Raw genomic sequence first — 25,559 nt, forward strand, 5'->3', positions numbered from 1 at the left:
GCGCGGACCGCAGCCCTGCTCGCCCCCCGACAGCACCGGTTCGCCCGACTGCACCGGTTCGCCCGACGGGAACCGCTCGGCCGACTGCGCCGGTTCGGCCGGCGGGGACCGCTCAGCCGACGGCGCCGGCTCGGCCTGGTGGCGGCGACCTCGGCCGAGACCGGCCGCCTGCACGTCGGGACACCCGGCGCCCGGGCGGTACGCCCGCCCCCGTGGTCGCCCCTGCCCGGCGAACTGGCGTCCTGGCCGACCCGGCCGGCGAGGGGCGGCGACCGTGGTGGCTCCGGCCGGGTCTGCTGACAGCGTCGCCCAGGCGCACCCTGCTGCTGGTCGCGTCGGCCGGCGCCGGGTCCGGCCTGCTGTTGGCCGGTCCGGTCGCGGCGGTGGCCGTCGGCGGTTACGGCACGTTGGCCGCCCGCGCACTGATCCGGCGGCAGGATGGCCGGTACGCCGTCCGGGCCCGGCGGCGCCGGCTGGACCAGCTGTGCGGCCTGGCCGCGGACCTTCGCGCCGGCCTGCCGGTGCCGGTGGCTGCCGAGCGGTTGACCGGCGATCAGTCGGTGGACGGTGGCGGATCCCCGCGCGACCGGCCGACGGTTGGCGACGGGCGGGGTGGGGCAGGGCGGCTGGATCGGCTGGCGCGCGCGGCCGTACGTCTCGCTGACCAGACGGGTGCGCCGCTGGCGGAGTTGCTGGAGCGCATCGAAGCGGACGCCCGCGCGAGCGATCGCGGACTCGCGGCGGCGGACGCCCAGGCAGCCGGTGCGCGGGCGACCGCCTGGCTGCTCGCCGCCCTGCCGCTCGGTGGTATCGGGCTCGGCTACGGCATCGGCGTCGATCCGGTGTCGGTGCTGCTGCACACCCCGGTCGGCGGTGTGTGCGCGGTCGTCGCCATCGCCCTTCAGGTCGCGGGACTGTTCTGGGCCGAGCGGCTCGGTGCGACGCCGGGACAGGTGACCTGATGCCCCGGTTCGCGCTGACCGTGGGCGCTGTGGTGACGGTGGCCCTGCTCGTGGCGTTGCTCGTCGCCGGCCGTCGGCCCCTGCGTCGACTGCGGGCGCTGCGCCGGGCACCGGTCGGCGTGCATCCGGCCGCCGCGCCTCGCCGAACGGCTGCCTCCGACGACGACACGAGAGCTGGCCTCCGACCTTGGCGACGGCCGGACGCCATCCGCCTCGCCGCGTGCCTGGGCGGTGTGGCCCTGGCAGTCGTCGTCGGCGGCTGGGCCGGGGCGGTGGGGGCCGGGCCGACAGCGCTCCTGCTCGATCGGCTGCTGCGGCGGATCGAGCCGCCGGCCGCGCGGAACCGACGGCTGAGGGAGGCCGCCGACCTCCCGCTCGCCGCCGACCTGCTCGCGGCGTCGATGCGCGCGGGAGCACCCGTGGACAGGTCGGTGCTGGCTGTGGCGGAGGCGCTCGACGGCCCGCTCGCCGACCGGCTCGCCCGGGTGGGCCGGTTGCTGCGACTCGGCGGTGGCCCCGACGAGGCGTGGGCGCCACTCGCGGCGGTGCCGGAGGCCGAGCGGCTGACGGCTGCCGTGCTCCGCAGCGCTGACAGCGGAGCCGCGCTGGCCGGTGCGCTGACCCGACTCGCCGACGACCTCCGCGCCGACCGGTCCACGGCTGCGGAGGCGGCCGCTCGTCGCGCCGGCGTGCTCATCGTCCTGCCGCTGGGGCTCTGCTTCCTGCCGGCCTTCATTCTCGCCGGCCTGGTGCCGGTGATCGTCGCCGTCCTCGGCGACGTGCTCTGACCGACCATCGAGAAAGGACAAGCACGTGCGCAAACTTCTCGCCCGCCTGCGCGGTGACGCCGGGATGAACACCGCCGAGTACGCCGTCGGCACCCTCGCCGCGGTCGCCTTCGCGGGGATCCTGCTGAAGGTGCTGACCTCGGGCAACGTTCAGTCCGCCCTGACCGCCGTCATCGACCGGGCACTCAAGTGACCCGGCGCCGGCCGGCTGGCCGCGACCGGGGTTCCTTCACCGCCGAGATGGCGGCCGGCCTGCCGGCGCTCCTTCTGCTCCTGCTCACCGGCCTGTCGGCGGTCGACGCCGTCGGTACGAGAGCGGCCTGTCTGCACGCGGCCCGGGAGGCTGCGCTGGCCGCCTCCCGGGGCGCCGACGGGGCGGTCGCTGCCAGCCGCGCGGCCCCGGCAGGTGCCGAGGTGACCGTCACGGTCGACGGCCAGCGCGTCGTCGCGACCGTGCGGGCACCCGTACGCGCGCTCGGCTCCCGGGTGCCCCGGATCGCCGTGACCGCGACGGCCGTCGCAGCCGTGGAGCCCGGAGTCGTGGCCCCCGGACCCGCTGGGCCTTCGGGTTCCGAGGTGCCGGAGGACAACCCGTGACGGGCGTCGCCTGGTGTCGCCGGGCGCCGTACCAGGAGTCCGGCGACGCCCGGCGGCCCGGAGCCCGGCGGCCCGGAGCCCGGCGGCCCGGAGCCCGGCGGCCCGGAGCCCGGCGATTCGGCACGTGCGGCCTTCGGGTGGCAGAGCAGGGCGCGGAGGAGCGTGGTGGGGCGACCGTCTGCCTGCTTGCGATCGGGTTGGTGTTCGTCATGGTCGGGCTCTTCGGTGCCGCCGTCGGTGCGGCGCGGACGGCGCGGCAGCAGGCGCAGGTGGCGGCGGACTTCGGCGCGCTGGCCGGCGCCGGTCAGGCTCTGCTGGGCGAGCCGGCGGCCTGTGCGCGGGCGGTCGAGATCACCACCGCCAACGGTGCGCGGCTCCTCGCCTGCCGGCTCGACGGCCTCGACGTCCTGGTGACCGCCGAGGTGGCGGTCGCCCCGCTGCCCGGCCTGGCCCGAGCTGCCCGCGCCAGCGCCCGCGCCGGCCCGGTCCGCAGCTGATCGCCGAGTGGCCCGTGACGGTCCATAACGCGGCGCCGGTCGTCACTCGGGGGCGAGGCGGTCACCCCCGAGCGTCGTGCCGGCCCGCCTTTGCTCAACGTGTGCCGGTCCGCGTTGGCGCACCACTCGAACGCGGGCCGGTGCGGGCCGGGGCGACGAGAGATCGGCACCCCGGCCCGAACGGGTCAGCGCCCCTGGAGGGCGTCGAGGGCGATGGCCATCGCGATCACGACACGGCGGTCGACCTGCGGCTGGTGGATCTGGACGACGTACCGGTCGCGCAGGCCCCACTTCTTGATGACGGAGAAGACCGGCTGGCCGCCGGCGACGAAGTCGAAGTGGTACGGCAGCCACGACAGGGAGTCGACGAACCGGCGCAGCAGCGCCACCGGCATGCTGCGTTCCTGGCCGGTGACCTGCGGCAGGCCGGCCTGCTCGACGTGCCAGGTGGACCGGAGCAGGGACTGGGCGAAGTCCTTGCGGAACAGCCCGATCGGGTTGCCGGCGTGGTCGGTGACGTCGTACGTGGCGCCGAGGTCGAGGCGCTGGCGGGCCTTGAACCCGAGCAGCGGCTGCTGCTTCGAGTCGTCGGTGTAGATCGTCACCTGCTCCTTGAAGGCGAGCCGCTTCTGCTGGGCGAACGCCAGCAGCCCACCTTCGGAGCCGTCCGGTGCGACGGCGTGGACCTCGTACTGGTTGACCATCATCCGGATTCGCTGCCGGATGTGGAACTGCTGCTGGGACTGCAGGTGTTCGAGCTGCATGGGATCTCCTTCAGGGGGTGGCCGGAGTCTCGCACAGCTCCCGCCGGTTCGCCCGCAGCAGGTCGCGCACCGCCCCCGCCCCGACCCTCAACGCCCCCCGTCGGCGGTGGCCTTGAGCGCCCAGGCGTTGAGGACCTGGTGGATGCTGCGCAGCCGCTCGTTGATCTGCTCCAGCCGTTCGGCCTGTGCCAGGGCGGCCAGCGCGGAGCCCAGGGCGATCTGCTGGTCGGGGCTGAGTTTCTCCTGGTCGATCGTGTAGAGCAGGTCGACGGTCTCGGCGATGGTGTCGGCCACGATTGCTCCTTCGGCGGGAGGGGCGGTCAGATGATCCGCGGCGTTCGATGGAAGCGCTCCCATCCGTCCTTGCCCCGCCTGGCGGCGTTCTAAGCCTGATCTCCCCCGGCCCGAACGGGGGCACCGCCGGGATCGGTGCGGCCGCCCGGGACGGCGGGACCGCGGCCCGGGACGTGCGCCGGTGCCCCGACCTCCGCCCCGTCGCCGGCCGTGCGGGGTGCCGGTACGCCGTCGGGGAGGTTGGCGAGCACCACGTCCAGCACCCTGACGGCGTCCGGCTTCGAGAGCGGGTTGTTGCCGTTGCCGCACTTCGGGGACTGCACGCAGGACGGGCAGCCGGTCTCGCAGCCGCACTCGGTGATCGCGTCCCGGGTGGCCCGCAGCCAGGTCGCCGCCGTCCCGTACGCGCGCTCGGCGAAGCCCGCCCCGCCCGGGTGCCCGTCGTAGACGAAGACCGTCGGGGCCTCCGTGTCCGGGTGGACGGCCGTCGAGAGCCCGCCGATGTCCCAGCGGTCGCAGGTGGCGGTGAGCGGCAGCAGCCCGATCGCGGCGTGCTCGGCGGCGTGCAGCGCGCCCGGCACGTCGGCGGGCTCCACTCCGGCGGCCGTCAGCGACTGCGGCGACAGGGTGAACCAGACCGCGACCGTGCGCAGCTCCCGGGCCGGCAGGTCCAGCGGGCGGGTGTCGATGACCTCGCCGGTGGCGATCCGCCGCCGCTGGTACGACACCACCTGGCTGGTCACGTCGACCTCGCCGAGGAAGAGCCCCACGGGTCCGGCGTCCACGTACGAGCGGACCGACACCACCGACAGCGAGGTGACGTCGCGGGCGTGGGTGGACCAGTCCGGCTCCTCGGGGTGCACCAGCGCGCACCCGTCGGCCAGGTCGAGCGAGTCGACCACGTACGAGACGCCCTGGTGCAGGTAGACCGCGCCGGGGTGGAGCAGGAAGTGCGACGAGCCGCCGTCGACGGTGCCGAGCAGCCGGCCGGTCGCCGCCTCGACCACGCAGACGGGCGCGCCGCCCTCGCCGCGCAGGTCCACCTCCGGCCGTTCCCGGTGCCGCCAGTACCAGCCGGTCGGCCGTTGCCGCAGCGCCCCCGCCGTCACCAGACGGTCCACCGCCTCCTTCGCGCCGTCGCCGAAGAGTGCCAGGTCGGCGGGGGTCAGCGGCGCCTCGACCGCCGCGCAGGCGAGCTGTGGGGCCAGCACGTACGGGTTGGCCGGGTCGAGCACGGTCGCCTCCACCGGTCGACCGAACAGCGCCTCGGGGTGGTGCACGAGATAGGTGTCGAGCGGGTCGTCCCGGGCGACCAGCACGGCGAGCGCCTCCTGCCCGGAGCGCCCCGCCCGGCCGGCCTGCTGCCAGAGCGAGGCCCGGGTGCCCGGGTAGCCGCAGATCAGCACCGCGTCGAGTCCGACCAGGTCGACGCCCAGCTCCAGCGCGTTGGTCGAGGCCAGGCCGAGCAGGTCGCCGTGCAGCAGCGCGCGTTCCAGCTCGCGCCGCTCCTCACGGAGGTAGCCGGCCCGGTAGGCGGCCACCCGGGCACCGAGGCCGGGCACCGCCTCGTCGAGGGACCGGCGGGCGTTCGCCGCGACCACCTCGGCGCCGCGCCGGGACCGCACGAAGGCCAGCGTGCGTACCCCCTCGGCGACCGTGTCGGCGAGCAGGTCGGCCGTCTCGCGCAGCGCCGACCGGCGGACCTGGGTGAGATCCGCCTGCTGGTCCGCGGCGGAGTCCGGCGGCAGCAGCGGCGGCTCCCAGAGTGCGAACGTCACCCCGCCGCGCGGCGAGGTGTCCTCGGTCACGGCGGCGACGGGCAGCCCGGTGAGCCGCCCGGCCGCCGCCGCCGGGTCGCCGGAGGTGGCCGAGGCCAGCACGAAGACGGGCGTACGCGGGCCGCCGGGCGCGAGGGAGGCGGACCGGCCCGGCGCCCCGCTCAGTCGGCGCAGCCGGCGCAGCACGTGCGCGACGTGTGAGCCGAAGACCCCGCGGTAGGTGTGGCACTCGTCGATCACCACGTACGTGAGCCGGCGCAGGAAGCCGGCCCACTGGGCGTGCCCGGGCAGGATGCCGTGGTGCAGCATGTCCGGGTTGGTCAGCACGAAGCGGGAGTGTCGCCGGATCCACTCCCGTTCGGCGCGCGGGGTGTCCCCGTCGTAGCAGGCGGGGCGTACCCCCTCCAGCTCCAGGGCGGCGACGGCGCGTAGCTGGTCGGCGGCGAGCGCCTTCGTCGGCGCCAGATAGAGCACGGTGGCCCGCGGGTCGGCGAGCAGGGTGGCCAGGGCGGGAAGCTGGTAGGCCAGGGACTTTCCGGACGCGGTGCCGGTCGCCACGACCACGTGCTGGCCGTCGTACGCCAGGTTGGCCGCCTCGGCCTGGTGCCGCCAGGGCGCGGCGACGCCCCGCCGGGCGAACGCCGCCCGGAGTTCCGCGGGCGCCCACCCGGGCCACGCGACGGCCTCGCCGGCCCGGGCCGGCACCTGCTCGACGTGGGTGACCGGGTCGGCGGCGCCGCGGGCGCGCAGCCTGCCCAGCAGGTCGGCCGGTGCGCGCCCGGGGCCGGTACCGGCGGATACGGTGGCCGCGGACGACGACTCCGGGTCGTGACGCGGCACCAGACGCGCCGCGCTGAAGCCGTCGTCCGTCACGTCCTGCACTCTCGCACTGGTGTTCGGCGGTGAAACGCCGAGGGCCGGGGTAATGGGGAGGCCTCGCCGGTGAGCTGGAGCCGTCGCCCGGCGGGGATGGTTAGATGCCCAGGAGAGTTTACGGCTCTTGCGAGGGAGGACCGATGGAGCTGTCGCTGGCGACCCGCACCGTGGGAGAGCACACGGTGCTCGAGGTCGGCGGTGAGGTGGACGTCTACACCGCCCCCCGACTGCGGGAGCGGCTCCTCGAGCTGATCGACGCGGGCGCCCGGCACGTCGTGGTCGACCTGGGCCGGGTGGACTTCCTCGACTCCACCGGGCTGGGCGTGCTGGTGGGTGCGCTCAAGCGGCTCCGCGCGGCCGGCGGCTCGTTCGCGCTGGTCTGCGACAAGGAGCCGCTGCTCAAGATCTTCCGGATCACCGCGCTCGACCAGGTGTTCCCGTTGCATCCCACGGTCGACGCGGCGGTCGGCGCCGATCCGGCCGGTGCTGGCGCCTGATGGCCACGGTCCGGCTCTCGTTCTCGCCGGCCCCGGTGCACGTGCGCACCGCGCGTCTGGTCGGCGTGGCGGTCGCCCGGCGGGCCGGGGTCCGGGAGGAACTGCTCGACGAGGTGCGGCTGGCCATCGGTGAGGCGTGCACCCGCGCGGTCGCCCTGCACCGCCAGTACGGCGTGCCCGACCCGGTGCTCGTCGAGATGTCCGACACGGGGGCGTACGCCGTGCGGGTCGTCGACCGCGCGCCGATCGAGGCGGGCCTCGGCCTGGCCGCGCTGGACGCCGACCAGCTCGCCAACGAGTCCCTCGACGAGGACGACCTCACCACCGGCGTGGGCTTCGCGCTGCTGGCCGGGTTCGTCGAGGATCTCCAGGTCCGTCCGGTCGAGGAGGGCATCGGCACCGAGGTGCGGATGGTCTGGCCCGTCGGCCGCTGACTCGATCCTTCCCCCACCGCCCTCGCCGAGGGCGTCGTACGGCATCCAGGCCGCGTCCGTGTGCAGGACGCGGCCTACTTGTCATGGACCGACTCCTATATCAGATTTTTCCTCATAACACAGCGACGAAGATCATCGCGGCGCGGTGCCCCCTCGGTGTGACCTCCGACACGCGGAGAGCTACAGTACGCGAGTTGTCAGCAAGTGATCCATCCCGCGGCCAGCGGGAACGGTGTTCGTCGCTGGTCCGTCGGGGTGGGGTGCGCGCGCTTGCGGCACCGCATCCAGGCGCCGGCCAGTGCGTCTCCACCGGCCGGCGCGAGCGTTCGGTACAGGAGGACACAGATGTCCGACACCTTGGCCGCCGACGGCGGCGGGATCTCCCTAAGCGGAAGCAATGTCACGTACGTCGTCATCGCCGCGGTGCTCGCGCTGGTGGCGCTCGCCTTCGCCGGCGCGCTGACGAAGACCGTACTGGCAGCCGGCAAGGGCACCACCAACATGCAGGAGATCTCCGGCGCGGTTCAGGAGGGGGCCTCGGCCTACCTGATCCGGCAGTTCCGGACCCTGGCGATCTTCGTGGTCGTCGCAGTGGTGCTGCTGTTCCTGCTGCCGGTGCACGACACCGACGGCAGCGAGATGGCGGTGAAGATCGGCCGGTCCGCGTTCTTCGTCGTGGGCGCGTTGTTCAGCGCGTTCATCGGCGGCGCCGGCATGTGGCTGGCCACCCGGGCCAACCTGCGGGTCGCCGCCGCCGCCCGCGAGCGGGAGGGCGGCCGCGAGGCCGCCATGAAGATCGCCTTCCGCACCGGTGGCGTGGTCGGCTTCCTCACCGTCGGCCTCGGCCTCTTCGGCGCCGCGCTCGTCGTGCTCTTCTACCGGGGCGACGCGCCGACCGTGCTGGAGGGCTTCGGCTTCGGCGCCGCGCTGCTCGCGATGTTCATGCGGGTCGGCGGCGGCATCTTCACCAAGGCCGCCGACGTCGGCGCCGACCTGGTCGGCAAGGTCGAGCAGGGCATCCCCGAGGACGACCCGCGCAACGCCGCCACCATCGCCGACAACGTGGGCGACAACGTGGGTGACTGCGCCGGCATGGCCGCCGACCTCTTCGAGTCGTACGCGGTCACCCTGGTCGCCGCGCTGATCCTCGGCCGCGCCGCCTTCGGCGAGCAGGGCCTGGTCTTCCCGCTGATCATCTCCACCATCGGCGTGCTCGTCGCGATCATCGGCGTCTTCATCACCCGGCTGCGCGCCTCCGACCGCAACGGCCTCACCGCGATCAACCGGGCCTTCTACATCTCGGCGCTGCTCTCGGCGGTGCTGGTGGCGATCGCCACGTACGCGTACCTGCCGGCCAGCTTCGCCGACCTGGAGGGTGGGCTGACCGACGTCAGCGAGAACCCGCGCACGGTCGCCATCGGCGCGGTCGTCATCGGCATCGTGCTGGCGGCGGCGATCCAGGCGCTGACCGGCTACTTCACCGAGACCAACCGGCGCCCGGTGCAGGACATCGGCAAGAGCTCGCAGACCGGCGCCGCCACTGTCGTGCTCGCCGGCATCAGCGTCGGCCTGGAGTCGGCGGTCTACTCGGCGCTGCTGATCGGCGCCGGCGTGTTCGGCGCGTTCCTGCTCGGCGGCAGCTCCATCACGCTCTCGCTGTTCGCCGTGGCGCTGGCCGGCACCGGCCTGCTCACCACGGTCGGCGTGATCGTCGCGATGGACACCTTCGGCCCGATCTCCGACAACGCCCAGGGCGTGGCGGAGATGTCCGGCGACATCGACGAGCACGGCGCCCGGACGCTCACCGAGCTGGACGCGGTCGGCAACACCACCAAGGCGATCACCAAGGGCATCGCGATCGCCACGGCGGTGCTCGCCGCGACCGCGCTGTTCGGCTCGTACACCGACACGCTGCGTACCGCGTACTCGGACGCCGGGGTGGGCGACGTCGGCACCGAGATCCTCAACTCGCTGAACGTGGCGAACCCCCGCAACCTGGTCGGCCTGATCATCGGCGCGGCGGTGGTCTTCCTCTTCTCCGGCCTGGCCATCAACGCGGTCTCCCGCTCGGCCGGCGCGGTCGTGATGGAGGTACGCCGGCAGTTCCGCGAGCTGCCCGGCATCATGGACCGCACCCAGCGCCCCGAGTACGGCAAGGTCGTCGACATCTGCACCCGGGACGCGCAGCGCGAGCTGATGACCCCGGGCCTGCTCGCCATCCTCGCGCCGATCGCGGTGGGCTTCGGCCTCGGGCCCGGCGCGCTGGCGGCGTACCTGGCCGGGGCGATCGGGGCCGGCACGCTGATGGCGGTCTTCCTGTCCAACTCGGGCGGCGCCTGGGACAACGCCAAGAAGCTCGTCGAGGACGGCGCGTACGGCGGCAAGGGCTCCGAGTCGCACTCCGCGACGGTCATCGGCGACACCGTCGGCGACCCGTTCAAGGACACCGCCGGCCCGGCGATCAACCCGCTGATCAAGGTGATGAACCTGGTCTCGCTGCTGATCGCGCCGGCCGTGGTCGCCTGGAGCGTGGGCGACGACCGGAACACCGCCCTGCGGGTGGGTATCGCCGTGGTGGCGACGCTGATCATCGTCGCGGCGGTGGTGTTCAGCAAGCGCAAGGGCGTGGCGGTCTCCGACGCCGACTCCGGCTCCGGCACCGGCAGCCAGAACCAGCGACCGGAGACGGTCAACGCCTGATCGGGCACGCATCCCGGTCCCCGGTCGGCCCACGTGGCCGGCCGGGGACCGCTCGTAGCCGGGCAAACCTGACCGGTGCCCCGGCTCGACAGAGGCCGTACGCTGCAACGCATGCGTACGTGCCGGGCGGCAGCCGTCGGAAAGCTCACGGTGGTCCTGGCCACGCTCGTACTTCTGGCCACCGGTTGCGGCAGTGGTCCCAGCCCGCAGGCGTGGGCGGCGTCGGTCTGCTCGGCGCTCACCCCGTGGCGGGCCGAGATCAGCAAGCTGACCAGCAGCACCGACCAGCAGATGACCGCCCAGACCACCCCGGCGCAGGCGAAGGAGAACCTGGTGCGGCTCTTCGACGGCGCGGAGCAGGCCAGCGAGGCCGCCCGGCGCAAGGTCGAGGAGGCCGGCATCCCGGAGGCCGAGCGCGGCGCGGAGGTGTCCGCCGGCTTCCGTGCCTCGCTGGGCAAAATCCGCGACGCGTACGGCAGGGCCCGCGACACGATCGACGGACTCGGCACCGGGCAGCCCACCGCCTTCTACGACGGCGTCCGGGCTGCGGTGGACATCCTGAACAAGGAGTACGACGCCAGTGCGCTCGACACCAGCCGGCTCAACTCGGAGGAGTTGAAACGCGCCTTCGACGAGGTGCCGGAGTGTCGCTGAGCGGGCCCGGTGACCCGTCCGGCAGCGAGGCGCTGCCGGTGATCTTCCCGGCTCCCACGGACCGGGCCGCGCCGGCCGCACGCCGCGCCGCCCGACCGACGCCGACCGACGCCGACGACTCCGCCAGGCAGCTCACCTTCTTCGGCGCGGAGACGGCGGACCCGTCCGTCGCCGACCTCGCCGGGCTGCTGGCCGGCCCGGGCGAGGTGGTCCGGATGGGCGGCACGGCCCGGCTCTCGGTGCTGGTCGACGCCGCCTGGCGGGTGCACGTGCTCGTCGCCGAGCTGGCGTTGCGCGGTGTGGCGGCCAACTGGGAGGCGACCACCGACGGGCGGCACGCGGTGCGCACCTCGTACGCCCGCACCCTGATGCCGCTCGCGACGGCCTGGCTGAACGGTGCGGGCAAGCGGCCACCCGCCGGTTTCCACCTCAACGGCCGGCGGCTGCGGCTCTGGCTCGCCGCGGCGGGGGCCGTCGAGCCGGCCGGCCTCCTGCTGCGGCTCGGCGTCGCCGACGAGGAGTGCTGGGCGCCGGTCGGCGGGGCACTCGACGCGGTCGGCCTGGCGGGGACGCTGCTCGGGCCCGTCGACGGCGGGCCGGCGTACCGGATCACCGGTCGCCGGCGGCTCGCCCGGCTGGCCGAGCTGGTCGGTGACCCACCCGCCACCGCCCCCGCGACAGCCTGGCCGGCCCGCTCCTGAACCGCCGCGCGGCTGTCCGATGGGGGACAGTCGGGGACGAAATCCCCCAGCAGAACGCCCGGGTGGCTCCTCGGCCGAGGGACCGCCATCGTCACAGTGTCCTGCCTGGCGGCACACGCACGGTGTACGGTGACGCCGTCCGGCTCGGCTGCCGGTACGTCGCTACCGACGTGCACGACCAGCCTGCGGCCGGACCGAAGGAGGGCCACCCCCGGCAGGGGCGGTTTGCCGCCCGCGAAACCCGAAACGCGGGCGGCGCGTTACGTTGGACATCCGGACCGCCGGGGGCCGGCGGGCCGAAACCGGCCCGAACCGGGCGCCGGTGGCTATGAGCAGGAGTGAGGTCGGGGAGAGACGTGCCGAGCAACGCTGGAACCACCCGTCTGGTCATCGTCGAGTCACCGGCGAAGGCCAAGACGATCTCGGGCTACCTCGGCCCGGGGTACGTCGTGGAGGCCAGCTTCGGCCACGTCCGGGACCTCCCGCGCAACGCCGCCGACGTGCCGGCCAAGTACAAGGGCGAGCCGTGGGCCAGGCTCGGGGTGGACGTCGACAACGGCTTCCACGCCCTCTACGTGGTCTCCGCCGACCGCCGGCAGCAGATCAGCAAGCTGGTGAAGCTGGCCAAGGAGGTCGACGAGATCTTCCTGGCCACGGATGAGGACCGCGAGGGCGAGGCGATCGCCTGGCACCTGGTGGAGACCCTCAAGCCCAAGGTGCCGGTCAAGCGGATGGTCTTCCACGAGATCACCAAGCCGGCCATCCAGGCCGCGGTGGCCAACCCCCGGGAGATCGACCGCGACCTGGTCGACGCCCAGGAGGCCCGGCGCATCCTCGACCGCCTCTACGGCTACGAGGTCTCGCCCGTGCTGTGGAAGAAGGTCATGCCGAAGCTCTCGGCGGGCCGGGTGCAGTCCGTCGCGACCCGGATCGTGGTCGAGCGCGAGCGGCAGCGGATGGCCTTCCGCACGGCCGAATACTGGGACATCCTGGCCACCCTGGCCGTGGCGAACGCCGGCGAGGGCCCGCGTAACTTCAACGCCACCCTGGTCGCGCTGAACGGCGACCGGATCGCCACCGGCAAGGACTTCGAGCCGACCACCGGCCGGGTGAAGCCCGGCGCGGGCGTGGTCCACCTCGACTCGGCCGGCGCCCACGGGCTCGCGGCCCGCCTTCAGGGGCGGCCGTTCACCGTCACCCGGGTGGAGGAGAAGCCCTACCGCCGCCGCCCGTACGCGCCGTTCATCACCTCCACCCTCCAGCAGGAGGCGGCCCGCAAGCTGCGGTTCTCGTCGCAGCAGACGATGCGCACCGCGCAGCGCCTCTACGAGAACGGCTACATCACCTATATGCGTACCGACTCGGTGAACCTGTCGGAGACCGCCATCGCGGCGGCCCGCCGGCAGATCGTCGAGCTGTACGGCGAGCGCAGCGTGCCGCCGGAGCCGCGCCGCTACACCGGCAAGGTGAAGAACGCGCAGGAGGCGCACGAGGCGATCCGCCCGGCGGGGGACAACTTCCGCACCCCGGGCGACGTGGCCAAGGAGCTCTCCGCCGAGGAGTTCAAGCTCTACGAGCTGATCTGGCGGCGCACCATCGCCTCGCAGATGACCGACGCCGTCGGCTCCAGCGTGTCGGTGCGCATCCGCGCCGTCTCCTCCGCGCAGGAGGAGGCCGACTTCGGCGCCACCGGCAAGACCATCACCGACCCGGGCTTCCTGCGGGCGTACGTCGAGTCCAGCGACGACGAGAACGCCGAGGCCGAGGACGCCGAGCGTCGGCTGCCCAACCTGGTCAAGGACCAGCCGCTCACCGCCGACGAGCTGGCCGCGCAGGGCCACCACACCCAGCCGCCGTCGCGCTATACGGAGGCGTCGCTGGTCAAGGCCCTGGAGGAGCTGGGCATCGGCCGCCCCTCGACGTACGCGTCGATCATGCAGACCATCCAGGACCGGGGGTACGTCGTCAAGCGGGGTCAGGCGATGATCCCGTCGTTCCTGGCGTTCGCGGTGATCGGCCTGCTGGAGCGGCACTACCCGCGCCTGATCGACTACGACTTCACGGCCAGCATGGAGAACGAGCTGGACGAGATCGCCGGTGGCGACCACGCGGCCGTCGACTTCCTCACCGCGTTCTACTTCGGCAGCGCCAACGGTGCCGGCGACCGGGACATCGCCCGCTCGGGCGGGCTGAAGAAACTGGTCACCGAGAACCTCAGCGACATCGACGCGCGCAGCGTCAACTCGATCCCGCTGTTCACCGACGACGAGGGCCGCGAGGTCGTCGTCCGGGTGGGTCGCTACGGGCCGTACCTCCAGCGGGCGGTGCCGGGCGAGCAGCCCGCGCCCGCCGCGGAGGGCGAGGAGGGCGGCGGCCAGGGCGACCGGGCGCCGATCCCCGAGGGGCTGGCGCCGGACGAGTTGACCCCGGAGAAGGTGCACGAGCTGTTCCTCGGCGGCGGGGGTGAGCGCAAGCTCGGCGACGACCCGGCCACCGGCGAGCCGATCCTGCTCAAGTCGGGCCGCTTCGGCCCCTACGTGGCCAGCGGCGAGCGCAAGTCGTCGCTGCTGCGCTCGCAGTCGCCCGACTCGCTGACCTTCGACGAGGCGCTGCGGCTGCTCAGCCTGCCCCGGCTGGTCGGGAAGGCCCCGGACGGCACCGAGGTCCTCGCCGCCAACGGCCGCTACGGCCCGTACGTCAAGCAGGGCGACGAGTTCCGCTCGCTGGACTCCGAAGACAAGATGTTCACCGTCACGCTGGACGAGGCGCTGGCCCTGCTGGCCGCTCCGAAGGCGCGCCAGCGCCGGGCCGCCGCCCCGCCGCTGCGGGAGATGGGCGTCGACCCGCTCACCGAGAAGCCGCTGGTCATCAAGGACGGTCGGTTCGGCCCGTACGTGACCGACGGCGAGACCAACGCGTCACTGCGGCGCGGCCAGACCCCCGAGGCGCTGAGCATCGAAGAGGCCTCGGAGATGCTCGCCGAGAAGCGGGCGAAGGGGCCGGCACCGAAGAAGAAGGCACCAGCGAAGAAGACCACGGCGGCGAAGACCACGGCGGCGAAGAAGACGGCTGCGGCGACCAGGTCCACGGCCGCGAAGAAGACCACCACGGCCAAGGCCACCACCGCCAAGAAGACCCCGGCAAAGAAGGCGACCCCGAAAAAGGCCACCACCCCCACCACCGACTGACCCGCGCCGGGGCTGGGCTGGACCCGGCTGACCGGTGCCAGGCTGGGCTGGGCTGGAGTTCTTGGTACGAACGCGCCCCTTGGAGGGCCTGTTCGTACCAAGATCCGGCGTAGCAGGGTGAAAAACAAGCTCAGTAGCCCGGTGAACAACGCAGCCCGGTCGCCCGGCGGTCGGTTGATGGAGTGCGTAAGGCGAGGGCCTGGGTCAGGGCGAGCCAGTCCAGCCGGCGGCCCGCAGTGCTGCTCGGAGTTGGGCGAGGACCGTGCGAGAGTCGTTGCGTACCGCCCAGGCGGGGAACCGCAGCACCCGGTCTCCGTCGATCCACAGGTCGTTCTGCCGGCGCATGTCCGCCCAGGCGGTGCCGGGGTCGAGGTGCTGCCCGCCGTCGATCTCCACGTGCACCCGCCACTGCCCGAACCACGCGTCGAGGTAACGCCGGCGGCCGGCAGAGTCGTGTCGGACAACCTGCCGGGAGGGGTCGGGCAGGCCCGCTCGCCGGACCAGGCCGAGGAAATCCAGCTCCGCCAGGGAGTGCGCGCCGCCGGCGGCGTCCGCAGCGGTCTGCCGGATCAGGCTCCGGCGACGGGCCCGGGGCATGCCGTCCAGTATCCGGTGCAGGTCGTCGCCGGCCACGAGACGTTGCTGGAAATCCGCGGCGATGACCGCCCGAGCCTGCTCGTCGGTGACCGCCCACTGCGCCGCGTCCACCAGCGACCGGGCCGGCATGGTGCGGGGCGGCTGCCCGACGTGCAGGACGTCCTCCGGGCCCAACAGGGTGGTCCGGTGCAGGCGTACGCCGGGCGGCAGGGTGCGGGTTTGGTGCACGGCGGGTAGGAGCACGTGCACGATCCGGCTGTCGTAGCCGCGCAGGCCCCAGGCCTGGGCTGCCGTCAGGCCACCGAGCACCGCAGCCGGCCCGGCGGCGAGCACGGCGATCCAACGGTGCTGAGCGGGGCCGACCGGACCGTTGTGGGCGACGAAGACGGCACGGTGCACCTGGCGCCAGCGTTGGGTGGCGACCCGGTGCCGGATCGCCTTCGACGACAGATGGCATCGGGCCTGGTCGAGGCTGATCACGTCGTCCTGACGGAACAACAACCAGGTCAGCTCGTCGGCATCGTCACCCGGCAACGCCCGGCGCAGCTCCGCTAATGACCTCGAAGACCTCGCCACACCCGCACTCTGCCCAACCGGTACCGCCCGCGTCCGCCCCTGTGGACAGCGGACAGATCTTGGTACGAGCACGCCCCCACAGGGGCCGGTTCGTACCAAGATCGCGGCGGGGAACGGCGGCGGGGGTTAGCCGAGGATGTGGGTCAGGTGGGGGGTGGTGAAGAGGTGGTTCGGGTCCAGGCGGGCGCGGAGGGCCTGGAAGTCGGCGAACCGGGGGTAGGCCGCAGCCAGTGACTCCGCGTCACGCCAGTGCAGCTTGCCCCAGTGGGGCCGGCCACCGAGGCTGGCGGCGACCTGCTCGAAGGCCCGGAAGTAGGGCTCGTAGGGCATGCCGACGTACTGGTGGATCGCCACGTACGCGGACTCCCGCCCGTAGCCGTGGGAGAGCCAGATGTCGTCGGCGGCGGTGAACCGCACCTCGACCGGGAAGAGCACCTTGAACGGCAGCCCGTCGACGATCCGCCGCAACGCGTCGAGCGCCTCGCGGAGGGCGTCGCGCGGTAGCGCGTACTCCATCTCCACGAAGCGGACCCGGCGCGAGGTGCAGAAGACCCGGTCGGAGCGGCCGGTGTAGCGGCGCTCGGTGAGCGCGCGGGCGGAGACGGCGCTGATGCCCGGGGCCAGGGCCGGCACGGCCCGGCCGAGCCGGCAGGCCCCGGCGAAGACGGTGTTGGAGAGGAACTCGTCGTCCAGCCAGCCCCGCCACCGGGGCAGCGGCTGGTCGTCGGCGGGCACCCGGTCGTTGGCCTTGACCTGCACCCGTTCGGTGTACGGGAACCAGTAGAACTCGACGTGGTCGTGCCGCCCGATCAGCGTGGGCAACTCGTCGAGCACGGCCCCCAGGGGTGCCGGCCGCTCGTGGGCGCGGAGCACGAAGGCGTCCACGCAGCGCAGGGTCACCTCGACGAGCACTCCGAGCGCGCCCAGCGAGACCCGGGCGGCGGCGAAGACGTCGGGGTGCTCGTCGGCGGAGCAGCGCAGCACCTCGCCCGTGCCGGTGACGAGGGTGAGTGCCTCGACGAACGTCGACAGGCAGCCGTACGCGGCGCCGGTGCCGTGGGTGCCGGTGGAGATCGCCCCGGCGATCGTCTGCGCGTCGATGTCGCCCAGATTGGGTAGGGCCAGGCCGTGCGCGGCGAGCAGTTCGTTGAGTGCGCGCAGGGTGATCCCGGCCGGTACGGTGACCAGTCGGCGATCGATGTCGACGCGTACGCCGGTGGCCAGTTCGGTCAGTTCCATCCGTCGTGCGTCGGTGACCGCGACGGCGGTGAAGGAGTGGCCGCTGCCCACCACCCTGATCCGGTCCCCGGTCGTCGCGGCGGCGCGTACGGCTTCGGTGACGTCGGCGAGGGAGGTGGGGCGCAGGATGGCGGTGGCGGTGGCGCGTTGGTTGCCGGCCCAGTTGGACCAGGCTGCCACGGTTGGCGGTGCGGTGCCGGCCATGTGCGCTCCTCGACATGAATATGAAGTGCCTTCATATCAGGAACGTTGTCGCAGGTAAATACCGCAATCGAGGTTAGCTCGTTGTACCGGTAGTCACGAACCAGTGACGTGCAGATATGTTCATCCGTCGAAGGGGGGTGGCGAGTGTCCACACCAGCCGCCACAGCCGGGCCGCTGCGTCGCGTACCGGTGCAGGGTCGAAGTGTCGCGCGGGTCCAGCGGATGCTGGACGCCTGCGCCGAACTCGTCGACGAGGTGGGGTACGAGGGCCTGACCACGACCCTCCTCGCCGAGCGGGCCGAGGTGGCGATCGGGTCGGTATACCAGTTCTTCCCGGACAAGCGGGCCATCGTCCAGGCGCTGACCCTGCGCACGATGGAGTCCTACCTCCAGCGGCTCGACGAGCGCTTCGCCTCCGACGACCTGACGCACTGGTGGGACGGGGTCGACGCGGGGATCGACGAGTACATCTCGATGCACCGCACCGTTCCGGGATTCCGTACCCTGCACTTCGGCGACGTGGTCGACCTGCACCTGCTCGACGAGCAGCGGGACAACAACGGCGTGATCGCGGACCAGCTCGCCCGGGTGCTCGCCGAGCGCTTCGGGCTGACCGACGTCCCCGACCTCCGGTTCCACCTGGAGATCGCCGTCGAGGCGGCCGACGCGCTGATCAAGTTGGCGTTCCGGCGGCAGCCCGAGGGTGACGACCGGGTGCTGGTCGAGGCGAAGGCGCTGATCCGGGAGTACCTGCACCGCCAGGTCGACGCCCCCGCCGACGCCAACCAGCCCGGCTGACCGGGCCGCGCCGGCCCCGGGTGTGCTGACCCCGGGGCGGGGGCCCGGGTGCACCACGACTCGGGTGCGCCGGGCCTCCGGGTGCGCCGGCCCGGCCGGTTCAGAGGAACGCGTGGCTCTCCCCCCGGTAGGTGGGCACGGTGGCCACGACGGCATCCCCCTCGACCAGGTGCAGCTCGTTGACCCGCTCGCACAGCTCGCCGGCCTTCGCGTGCCGGAACCAGACCCGGTCGCCGACCCGCAGCTTGTCGGCCGCCGCGCCGGCCAGCGGGGTCTGGACCTCGCCGGCACCCTCGGTGCCGATCAGCTTCAGGCCGTCCGGCAGCCACGGGCGGGGGAGCCGGCTGTCCTCGGCCGGGCCGGAGGCGATCCAGCCGCCGCCCAGCACGGTGGCGAGGCCGGGCCCCGGCCTGCGGACCACCGCGCAGGCGAAGAACGCCGCCGGGGTGGGACGCCAGGCGCGGTAGGCGTCGAACAGCGTCGGCCCGTACAGGCCCGATCCCGCGGTGATCTCGGTGACCGCGGGATCGGCGCTGGTCGCGGCCACGCTGCCGGTGCCGCCGCCGTTGACGAACTCCAGGTCGGCGTGTTCGCGTACGGCCGCCACCGCCGCGCCCCGGCGGGTCAGCAACTCGCGGTACGACCGCCGCTGGGCCAGCCGGATCGCGGAGCCGAGCGCCGCCCGCCCGGGCGGCGCGTCGCCGAGGCCGGCGATCTGCGCCTCGTACGCCATCAGCCCGACCAGCCGGAAGCCCGCCCGGCCCGCGACGGTGGCGGCGAGCGCGCCGGCCGCCTGGGCGCTGTGCACCGGTGACCGGCGCACCCCCACGTGCACCCGCCCGCCGAGCGGTCGCCAGGAGGCGTCGAGGTCGAGGCAGACCCGCAGCTCGGGCCGCCGCCCGGGCGGGCACACGGTGTCGACCAGGTCGAGCTGGTCGGTGCCGTCGATCATCAGCGTGACGGCGGCGGCGAGCGCCGGGTCGGCGGCGAGCGTGGCGAGCGCCCCCCGGTCGGCCGTGGGATACGCCACCAGCGCGTCGTCGGTCACGCCGGAGCGGACCAGCCAGATCGCCTCGGGCAGGGTGAAGGCCATCACGCCGTGCCAGCCGGGCCGCCCCAGCGCCCGGCCGATCAGGTCGCGGGCGCGTACCGACTTGCTGGCGAGCCGGACGGGTTTGCCGTCGGCCCGTCCGGCCAGCGCGGCGGTGTTGTCGTCGAAGGCCGCGAGGTCGACGACGGCGTACGGCGGGTCGAGGTGCGCGGTCGCCCGGTCGAGGCGGTCACGAAGTTTGTCGCTTTCGATGGCCACGTGTGCACGCTAACTGTCCGGCGGTCAATGCGAAATACCCTCGCGTCTGTCCGGGCTGCGGGCGGTGGTCGCGGCGGCCTAGGCTCGACGAACAGGAGAATGTCGCGGCGGGGCAGGTGACCCGCCGGGTCTAGAGTGTTCCACCGGGACTGCCCAGCGATGGGCCGGCACGTGGAGGTACGGCCATCGAAAGCCAGTTCAACGGCGAGTCGCCCGGCGTGTCGCCGTCCTCGAACAAGCCCGGCGGCACCGCCGAGCAGCAGCCCATCACGGACCACTCCGGCTACGCGGCCATCCGCTCGGTGCTGCGGATCACCCCGTTCCGCCGGCTCTGGATCGTGCTCGGTGCGGCCTCCTTCGGCGACTGGTTCGGCCTGCTCGCCACGTCGGTCTTCGCCGCCTCCCAGGTCGAGGGGAGCACCGCCCAGGGCGCCGCGTTCGGTGGCGTGATCGCCATCCGGCTGCTGCCGGCGCTGGTGCTCGGCCCGGTCGCCGGCGTACTGGCCGACCGGTTCGACCGGCGCTGGACCATGGTCATCTGCGACATCCTGCGGTTCCTGCTCTTCGCCTCGATCCCGCTGGTCGCGCTGCTCGGGGCGAGCGGGCCCGTCGTGGTCGGCTGGGCGGCGATCGCCACCTTCCTGATCGAGTCGATCACGCTGCTGTGGATCCCGGCCAAGGAGGCCGCGGTCCCCAACCTGATCCCGCGCGCCCGGCTGGAGGCCGCCAACCAGCTCACGCTGATCACCACGTACGGCCTCACCCCCATCCTCGCCGCGCTGATCCTCGCCGCGCTCGACGGCATCGTGCGGGGGGCAACGGGGGGCTCGACGCCCAACTGGGCCGAGCCGGCCGACCTGGCGCTCTGGTTCAACGCGTTCTCCCGGCTGGCCACCGCGCTGGTGGTCGCGTACGGCATCAGGGAGATCAGCCAGGGACAGGCCGCCGAGCGGGACCGCACCGAGCAGAGCATGACGCGCCAGTTCAAGGAGGGCTGGCGTTACATCGGCCAGACCCCGCTGGTCCGCGGCCTGGTGCTCGGCATCTTCGGCGCGTTCGCCGGCGGCGGCATCGTGATCGGCACCGCCAAGTTCTTCGCCACCTCGCTCGGCGCCGGTGACGCCGCCTTCTACCTGCTTTTCGGCGCCATTTTTGTCGGCCTCGCGCTCGGCATCGGGCTCGGCCCGATGATCGTCAAGGAGATGTCCCGGCGGCGCTGGTTCGGCATGAGCATCGTGCTGGCCAGCGCCTCGGTGATGGCCCTGGCCTTCGCCATCCACCTGTCGATGGCGATGGTCGGCGCGATCCTGGTCGGCGCCGGCGCCGGCATGGCGTTCCTCTCCGGCACCACCCTGCTCGGCGGCGAGATCGCCGACGAGGTCCGCGGCCGGGTCTTCGCGGTGGTGCAGATCGGCACCCGGCTCGTGCTGATCCTCGCGATCGGCCTCAGCAGCCTGCTCGCCGGCGTCGGCGGCTCGCGCCGGCTGGAGCTGGCCGACCTGGGCGTGTCGATCTCGTCCACCCGACTGCTGCTGCTCGCCGCCGGCGCCGCCGGCATCTTCGCCGGGATCAGCGCGTTCGGGCAGATGGACGACAAGAAGGGCGTTCCCGTCCTGGCCGACCTCTGGGGCTCGATCCGGGGTCGCCCGCTGATGCCGGCCGAGCCGTTCGTCTCCGCCGGCCTCTTCGTGGTCTTCGAGGGCGGCGAGGGCGCCGGCAAGTCCACCCAGCTCGCCGCGCTCGCCGAGCGGCTGCGCGGGCAGGGGCGCGACGTGGTGGTGACCCGGGAGCCGGGCGCCACCGCCGTCGGCGAGCGGATCCGGTCGCTGCTGCTCGGCGCGCCCGGGTCCGACGTGCCGTCGCCGCGCGCCGAGGCGCTGCTCTACGCCGCCGACCGGGCGCACCACGTGGCCACCGTCGTCCGGCCGGCGCTCGTCCGGGGCGCGGCGGTGATCAGCGACCGGTACGTCGACTCGTCCCTGGCGTACCAGGGGGCGGGGCGGACGCTCCCCGTCGACGAGGTCTCCTGGCTCTCCTCCTGGGCCACCGGTGGGCTCAAGCCCGACCTGGTGGTGCTGCTGGACGTCGACCCGCGTACCGGCCTGGCCCGGGTGGCGGCCCGCGCCGAGGCGGCGGACCACCTGGAGGCCGAGTCGGTGACCTTCCACGAGCGGGTCCGGTACGCCTTCCTCGACCTCGCCGCCGCCGACCCGAAGCGCTACCTGGTGCTCGACGCGTCCCGCCCGGTCGAGGAGATCGCCGGCCAGGTGGCCCGGCGGGTCGAGGAGATGTTCGGCAGGCCCGGCGGCATCGTGCACCCGCGTCCCGCCCAGGGCCCGGACACCTCGGTGCAGCCGGAGTTATCCGAATCGGAGCTGGTACCGATGGAGCGCCGGACCTGATGCCGGACGTCTTCGCCGACCTGGTCGGGCAGGACGAGGCGGTCGACACGCTGCGCCGGGCCGCCGCCGCGGCGGCAGCCGTGCTGCGCGCCGCCGCCGCGCCCACGACCGCCGTCGGGGACGAGCTCGACGCGCTGGCCGAGGAGGCAGGAGGCGCGGAGGCGGCGACGGTCGACCCCGGGGCGGGGATGACGCACGCCTGGATCTTCACCGGGCCGCCCGGGTCGGGGCGGTCGGTGGCGGCCCGGGCCTTCGCCGCCGCCCTCCAGTGCGCGTACGGCACCGGCTGCGGCGAATGCCCCGGCTGCCACACCACGATGGCCGGCACCCACGCCGACGTCCGGATGGTGGTACCGGACGGGCTCTCCATCGGCGTCAACGAGATGCGGGCGCTGGTGCTGCGCGCCGCCAGCACCCCGTCCGGCGGGCGCTGGCAGGTGGTGGTCATCTCCGACGCGGACCGGCTCACCGAGGCCGCCGGAAACGCGCTGCTCAAGGCCATCGAGGAGCCGCCGCCGCGGACCGTCTTCCTGCTCTGCGCCCCCTCCACCCACCCGGACGACGTCTCGGTGACCATCCGGTCGCGCTGCCGGCTCGTACCGCTGCGGCAGCCGGCACCGGACGCGGTGGCCGAGGTGCTGGTCCGTCGGGACGGTGTCCCGCCCGACGTGGCGCGGTGGGCGGCGGCGGCCGCGCAGGGGCACGTGGGGCGGGCCCGCCGGCTGGCCAATGACCCGGAGGCGCGCAAGCGCCGGGAGGCGGTGCTGGCGGTGCCGCGCCGGCTGACCGGCGTGGGTGCCGCGTTCGACGCGGCGTCGGCGCTGATCGAGGCGGCCGAGGCGGAGGCCGAGGCGTCGGTGGCGGAGACCGCCGCGGCCGAGCGCGCGGCGCTGGAGACCGCGCTCGGGGCGGGCGGCACCGGGCGGGGTGCGGCCGGCGCCATCCGGGGCGCCGCCGGGCAGTTGAAGGACCTGGAGCGGCGGCAGAAGTCCCGGGCCACCCGGGCGCAGCGGGACGCGCTGGACCGGGCGCTGGTCGACCTGGCGGGTTTCTACCGGGACGCGCTCACCATGGCGCTACGCGCCCCCGTGGCGCCGGTGCACACCGACACCGCCGCGCTGGCCGGGGCGGGCGCGCAGAAGTGGGACGCCGAGGGAGCGCTGCGCCGCCTGGAGGCGGTGCTGGAGTGCCGGGCGGCGATCGAGGCGAACGTCAAACCCCGGATCGCCGTCGAGGCGATGATGCTCTCGCTCTGGAAGGGCTGAGCCGGCCGCAGCGCGACGGCGAGGTCCCGGCGGTCGGACCGGCCGTCCACAGGCATCGACAGGCGCAATTGCTGTGCGGTACGGTCCGGTGTGCCGTGGTGACGACGGCGGTACGCACAGTGATTCCCTGTCCCGGGAGGAGTCCGCCGATGCCGCGGGGGGAGATCGACGAGGCCTGGATCGAGGAGGCGGTGCGGCGCTACCGCCGGATCGAGTCCCTCCAGGCCGAGTTCGACCAGGCGGTGTCGACCGTCGAGGTCACCGTGCGGTCGCCCGACGGGCTCGTCGAAGTGGTGGTCACAGCCGGCGGGCGGATCACCGACGTGCGGTTCCTCGGCCCGTTGCACACCCGCAGCCCGCGCGACGTCGCCCGCGCGGTGCAGGCGGCGGTCACCGCGGCGGCCGACGCCGCCGAGTGGGCCCGGGAGAAGCTGCACAACGAGACCTTCGCCGCCTACCGCCCGCTGGCGGGAGCCTGAGATGGAGAGCCTGCGGGCCCTCGCCGCCCGGCTCGACGAGGCGAGCGAGACCATGACCGCCGTGTCCCGCCGGGTCACCGCCAGCGACCCTGCGCAGGCCGCGTTCGGTGCCGACGCCCCCGGCAGGCCCGGCGAGATCGGGCGGGCCCTGCACCGGCAGTGGGCCGCCGCCACCGGCGACCGGGCCCGGGAGGCGCACGCCGCGGCCCAGCGGCTGGCCGCCGCCGCGACAGCGGTGCGGGCCGCCGCCGATTACTACGCCGAGGCCGACCGCGCCGCGCGCCACCGGCTCACCGGAGGGGCGTGATGGACGCGCTGGACCGGCTCGCCGAGCCCGGCCTCGACCTGCTGCGCCGGGTCGACACGCTGCTCGCCGCCGGTGCGCCCGAGGGGCACCGCGTCTGGCCGCTGCTGCGCCGGATGCAGGTGCTGCCCGGCGAGGCCGTCCGGCACTTCCTCGACCTGCACCCGGTGCCGCTGGCCACCGCCGGCCACGCCGTGCGCCGGCTGGTGCGGGGCTACGACGACGCCTGCGCCGCGCTGACCGATCCGGTCCTCTGGTCCGGCCCGGCCTCGTCCGCGTACGGGCAGGAGCGGGCGGCCCTGCTGCGGCACCTCGACGAGGGACCGGACAGCCTGGTGGGCCGGCTGGAGTCGACCGCCGGTTACGCCGATGCGCTCGCCGACTGGGTGGAGGGCAGCCGGCTCGCCCTGGCCCGGGCGCTGGCCGACGTCCTCCGGTCGACCGAGGCGGTGGCCGTGGTCGCGGCGACGTCGGTGCCGGCCGGTGCGGCGAGGCGTCAGGAGCCGGCCGGGCCGGGCGCGATCGAGGCCGCCGAGATCGCCACGCGGGTGCTGGCCGTGCTCGGCGTCGCCTACGACGGGGCCGAGACGCTGCTGCGCGAGTGGGCGCCGAGCATGGCCGAGTCCCGCTGGCGGGCGCCGGTGACGGAGCGCCCCCGCTACGACACCCCCACCCGGATCGGCTGGTAGCCCGCCGGACGATTCGACCACCGCGGAATGGCTGCACTGAGTAGTCGGGTCGCGACGGCCGGCCGGGCCGCCCCGGCCCGCGCGTCGTAGGGTGTGAGGCATGGGCATGCTCTGCGCGGTCAGCTTCCACCGGTACGGGCGCCTCTACTACCTGGATCCGGGGGAGCTGCGCCCCCAGGTCGGCGACAAGGTGCTGGTGCCGACGGACGACGGGCCCGAGGTGGCCGAGTGCGTCTGGGCGGCGCAGTGGGTCTCCGAGGAGACCTCGGGCTTTCCCCGCCTGGCCGGGCTGGCGGGGGAGAAGGACCTGCACCGCGACGAGGCGGTACGCCGGCGCAAGGCGGAGGCCAAGGTCGCGGCGAAGCGGCTGATCCGGGAGCACGGCCTGCCGATGAAGGTGGTGGCCATCGACCACGTGCTCGGGACGGCCGAGGGCGGCGGCGAGCGCAGCACCATCTACTTCACCGCGCCGCACCGGGTGGACTTCCGGTCGCTGGTCCGGGACCTCGGCGCCACCCTGCACTGCCGGGTGGAGTTGCGCCAACTCTCCGCCCGGGACTCGGCACGGGTGCAGGGCGGCATCGGCTCCTGCGGCCGGGACCTCTGCTGCGCCACCTTCCTCACCGACTTCGAGCCGGTCACCATCCGAATGGCGAAGGACCAGGACCTGCCGCTCAACCCGCTGCGCATCTCCGGGGCGTGCGGCCGGCTGATGTGCTGCCTGAAGTACGAGCACCCGCTCTACCAGCGGTTCCAGGAGTCCGCCCCGGCAGTGGGCAGTCGTGTGACGACCCCCGAGGGCACCGGCCGGGTGGTGGGGCACAGCGTGCCACGCGACGCGGTCACCGTACGGATGGACGCGGACGGTTCCCGATGTTCCTGCTCGCGTGCTTCGGTCTGCGGGCCCCGGCAGGCCTACGAAAGCCGTGACCAGTCGATCGCGGAAGCCGAGGAAAGCTGACCGGCG

At 73.9% G+C, this 25,559-nt stretch carries 24 protein-coding genes; 18 read left to right on the forward strand and 6 right to left on the reverse strand.

Features of this window, described 5'->3' with window-relative positions:
• Positions 1-212: 212 nt before the first annotated feature.
• From ABZ809_RS18895 to ABZ809_RS18915, 5 genes are all read left to right on the forward strand, one after another.
• The gene (locus tag ABZ809_RS18895) at positions 213-962 is read left to right on the forward strand and encodes a hypothetical protein (RefSeq protein ID WP_357563806.1); all 750 of its coding nucleotides are present in this window, start codon (positions 213-215) and stop codon (positions 960-962) included.
• 14 nt (positions 963-976) lie between these two features.
• Positions 977-1,750, forward strand: a complete 774-nt coding sequence (locus ABZ809_RS18900; protein WP_357563914.1) for a type II secretion system F family protein — start codon at positions 977-979, stop codon at positions 1,748-1,750.
• 25 nt (positions 1,751-1,775) lie between these two features.
• Positions 1,776-1,943, forward strand: coding sequence for a DUF4244 domain-containing protein (locus ABZ809_RS18905; RefSeq protein ID WP_076470820.1), 168 nt, complete (start codon positions 1,776-1,778; stop codon positions 1,941-1,943).
• Entirely contained in the window at positions 1,940-2,347 is a 408-nt protein-coding gene (locus ABZ809_RS18910; protein ID WP_357563807.1) for a TadE family type IV pilus minor pilin, read from the forward strand. Before ABZ809_RS18905 ends, ABZ809_RS18910 begins: the two co-directional genes overlap by 4 nt.
• 137 nt (positions 2,348-2,484) lie before the next feature.
• A complete protein-coding gene (locus tag ABZ809_RS18915; RefSeq protein ID WP_357563808.1) occupies positions 2,485-2,844 on the forward strand; it encodes an Rv3654c family TadE-like protein in 360 nt (119 codons plus the stop codon).
• Positions 2,845-3,029: 185 nt separating this feature from the next.
• On the opposite strand, the gene ABZ809_RS18920 is transcribed toward ABZ809_RS18915, so the two are convergent.
• From ABZ809_RS18920 to ABZ809_RS18930, 3 genes are all read right to left on the reverse strand, one after another.
• On the reverse strand, positions 3,030-3,608 hold the full coding sequence (locus tag ABZ809_RS18920) for a hypothetical protein (RefSeq protein ID WP_357563809.1): 579 nt from the start codon (positions 3,606-3,608) through the stop codon (positions 3,030-3,032).
• Between the two features lie 87 nt (positions 3,609-3,695).
• Positions 3,696-3,902: a hypothetical protein gene (locus ABZ809_RS18925; protein ID WP_357563810.1), complete on the reverse strand. Its 207-nt coding sequence runs from the start codon at positions 3,900-3,902 to the stop codon at positions 3,696-3,698.
• Between the two features lie 89 nt (positions 3,903-3,991).
• Positions 3,992-6,520 carry a DEAD/DEAH box helicase gene (locus ABZ809_RS18930; RefSeq protein ID WP_357563915.1) on the reverse strand — a complete coding sequence of 843 codons (2,529 nt, stop codon included), beginning with the start codon at positions 6,518-6,520 and terminating at the stop codon, positions 3,992-3,994.
• A 176-nt stretch (positions 6,521-6,696) separates the two neighbouring features.
• Here ABZ809_RS18930 and ABZ809_RS18935 point away from each other — a divergent pair, with 176 nt between their 5' ends.
• The 6 genes from ABZ809_RS18935 to topA all read left to right on the forward strand — a co-directional run bounded on the left by ABZ809_RS18935 (position 6,697) and on the right by topA (position 14,730).
• Positions 6,697-7,053 carry an STAS domain-containing protein gene (locus tag ABZ809_RS18935; protein ID WP_357563811.1) on the forward strand — a complete coding sequence of 119 codons (357 nt, stop codon included), beginning with the start codon at positions 6,697-6,699 and terminating at the stop codon, positions 7,051-7,053.
• Positions 7,053-7,487: an ATP-binding protein gene (locus ABZ809_RS18940; RefSeq protein ID WP_357563812.1), complete on the forward strand. Its 435-nt coding sequence runs from the start codon at positions 7,053-7,055 to the stop codon at positions 7,485-7,487. Before ABZ809_RS18935 ends, ABZ809_RS18940 begins: the two co-directional genes overlap by 1 nt.
• 345 nt (positions 7,488-7,832) lie before the next feature.
• Positions 7,833-10,187, forward strand: coding sequence for a sodium-translocating pyrophosphatase (locus ABZ809_RS18945; protein ID WP_357563813.1), 2,355 nt, complete (start codon positions 7,833-7,835; stop codon positions 10,185-10,187).
• 111 nt (positions 10,188-10,298) lie between these two features.
• On the forward strand, positions 10,299-10,841 hold the full coding sequence (locus ABZ809_RS18950) for a hypothetical protein (protein ID WP_357563814.1): 543 nt from the start codon (positions 10,299-10,301) through the stop codon (positions 10,839-10,841).
• Positions 10,832-11,542 (forward strand): hypothetical protein, encoded by a 711-nt coding sequence (locus ABZ809_RS18955; RefSeq protein WP_357563815.1) that lies wholly within the window; start codon positions 10,832-10,834, stop codon positions 11,540-11,542. Before ABZ809_RS18950 ends, ABZ809_RS18955 begins: the two co-directional genes overlap by 10 nt.
• 356 nt (positions 11,543-11,898) lie before the next feature.
• On the forward strand, positions 11,899-14,730 hold the full coding sequence (gene topA, locus ABZ809_RS18960; RefSeq protein WP_357563816.1) for a type I DNA topoisomerase: 2,832 nt from the start codon (positions 11,899-11,901) through the stop codon (positions 14,728-14,730).
• 204 nt (positions 14,731-14,934) lie between these two features.
• Here the strand turns inward: topA and ABZ809_RS18965 are convergent, their stop codons facing one another.
• Positions 14,935-15,861 carry a DUF559 domain-containing protein gene (locus tag ABZ809_RS18965; protein WP_357563817.1) on the reverse strand — a complete coding sequence of 309 codons (927 nt, stop codon included), beginning with the start codon at positions 15,859-15,861 and terminating at the stop codon, positions 14,935-14,937.
• Positions 15,862-16,029: 168 nt separating this feature from the next.
• Positions 16,030-17,346: a D-arabinono-1,4-lactone oxidase gene (locus ABZ809_RS18970; RefSeq protein WP_357563818.1), complete on the reverse strand. Its 1,317-nt coding sequence runs from the start codon at positions 17,344-17,346 to the stop codon at positions 16,030-16,032.
• A gap of 222 nt (positions 17,347-17,568) precedes the next feature.
• Between ABZ809_RS18970 and ABZ809_RS18975 the strand changes: the two genes are divergently transcribed.
• Positions 17,569-18,144, forward strand: a complete 576-nt coding sequence (locus ABZ809_RS18975; RefSeq protein ID WP_357563916.1) for a TetR family transcriptional regulator — start codon at positions 17,569-17,571, stop codon at positions 18,142-18,144.
• Positions 18,145-18,244: 100 nt separating this feature from the next.
• Here ABZ809_RS18975 and ABZ809_RS18980 read toward each other — a convergent pair whose 3' ends face one another.
• Positions 18,245-19,453, reverse strand: coding sequence for an amino acid deaminase/aldolase (locus ABZ809_RS18980; protein ID WP_357563819.1), 1,209 nt, complete (start codon positions 19,451-19,453; stop codon positions 18,245-18,247).
• Between the two features lie 302 nt (positions 19,454-19,755).
• Here ABZ809_RS18980 and tmk point away from each other — a divergent pair, with 302 nt between their 5' ends.
• The 6 genes from tmk to ricT all read left to right on the forward strand — a co-directional run bounded on the left by tmk (position 19,756) and on the right by ricT (position 25,553).
• Positions 19,756-21,855, forward strand: a complete 2,100-nt coding sequence (tmk, locus tag ABZ809_RS18985; protein ID WP_357563917.1) for a dTMP kinase — start codon at positions 19,756-19,758, stop codon at positions 21,853-21,855.
• Complete coding sequence (locus ABZ809_RS18990; RefSeq protein ID WP_357563820.1) at positions 21,855-23,120, forward strand: DNA polymerase III subunit delta'; 1,266 nt, start codon at positions 21,855-21,857, stop codon at positions 23,118-23,120. Before tmk ends, ABZ809_RS18990 begins: the two co-directional genes overlap by 1 nt.
• 149 nt (positions 23,121-23,269) lie before the next feature.
• The gene (locus tag ABZ809_RS18995; RefSeq protein WP_357563821.1) at positions 23,270-23,599 is read left to right on the forward strand and encodes a YbaB/EbfC family nucleoid-associated protein; all 330 of its coding nucleotides are present in this window, start codon (positions 23,270-23,272) and stop codon (positions 23,597-23,599) included.
• A gap of 1 nt (position 23,600) precedes the next feature.
• Positions 23,601-23,906, forward strand: a complete 306-nt coding sequence (locus ABZ809_RS19000) for a hypothetical protein (protein ID WP_357563822.1) — start codon at positions 23,601-23,603, stop codon at positions 23,904-23,906.
• Complete coding sequence (locus ABZ809_RS19005; protein WP_357563823.1) at positions 23,906-24,592, forward strand: hypothetical protein; 687 nt, start codon at positions 23,906-23,908, stop codon at positions 24,590-24,592. Before ABZ809_RS19000 ends, ABZ809_RS19005 begins: the two co-directional genes overlap by 1 nt.
• A 100-nt stretch (positions 24,593-24,692) precedes the next feature.
• Positions 24,693-25,553, forward strand: a complete 861-nt coding sequence (gene ricT, locus ABZ809_RS19010; RefSeq protein WP_357563824.1) for a regulatory iron-sulfur-containing complex subunit RicT — start codon at positions 24,693-24,695, stop codon at positions 25,551-25,553.
• Positions 25,554-25,559: the final 6 nt, after the last annotated feature.

The organism is Micromonospora sp. NPDC047074, from assembly GCF_040643815.1.
In the GTDB taxonomy this organism is placed as follows: domain Bacteria; phylum Actinomycetota; class Actinomycetes; order Mycobacteriales; family Micromonosporaceae; genus Micromonospora.